Raw genomic sequence first — 941 nt, forward strand, 5'->3', positions numbered from 1 at the left:
ACGAATATAAGACTCAGCCTGCTCGCCAACTCTTTCGATATTTTGAGTATCTTTTGATAGTTCAATGACCTTTTCAACCGCACTTTTTCTGTCATTTGGGGGGAATAGCCAACCAGTTCCCCCATCTTCAACGACTTCTGCAATCGGTTCGAATGACGGCGAAACCAAGGCAACCCCCATCGCCATCATCTCAAAAAGCTTCATTGGCGAACCGTATTCATTGGAATCAGGAAGGATGCCATAATCCATTGCAGCAATATAATCCCCAACTTTTTCATGTGGCACACGACCTGGCATAATCACTTGCCCCTGTAGACCATTATCCCTCACAACAGCCAAGATCTCTTCAAACACAACACCATCACCGACCAACAATAAAGCTAATTGAGGCTCAGCAGCTAAACGAGGTGCGATTTCTTTGACAAACCAATCAATGCCGTGCCAGTAAACAAAGGCCCCAACGTAGCCGCAAACCGCCTTGCCTTCGAGCCCTAGATCTTTTTTGACTTGAGTTCGATCTACCCCAGCTAAGGTAAATTGTTCAATATCCGCCGCATTTGGGCAAATAACACTGGGGGCAATCACTCCGTGTTCACGCTCAACAGTGTTTTTGAAATTAGTAGAGATGAACACTACCCCATCACATTTCTTAAACACCCATTTTTCTACTCTTCGAGCCAACCCCTTAAAAAACAAAGGCCGCACCCGCTCAACGATTGCAGCATCATTCACTTCAAGAATAACCGGAATACCAAGCCTTCTAGCTCTCAACACACCGCCAAACATGAATAGTGAATATCTCTCATATAACATGTCAGCATTTTGAGATTTAAGCTGTTTACCTACCCGCATATAAGCGATTAGGTTATAGGCAAGTTCTATCAATTCGAAAACAAACTCAGGCACATACTTAGTCATCTCCATTAGCTTATGGAGCATTC

The 941-nt window shown here is 44.0% G+C and carries 1 protein-coding gene; it reads right to left on the reverse strand.

The annotated features are described in order from the left end of the window. A partial coding sequence (locus A3766_RS01925) for a glycosyltransferase (protein WP_197479186.1) occupies window positions 1-918 on the reverse strand: 918 nt, incomplete at its 3' end. Between the last annotated feature and the right edge of the window lie 23 nt (window positions 919-941).

This window comes from Oleiphilus sp. HI0132 (assembly GCF_001635845.1).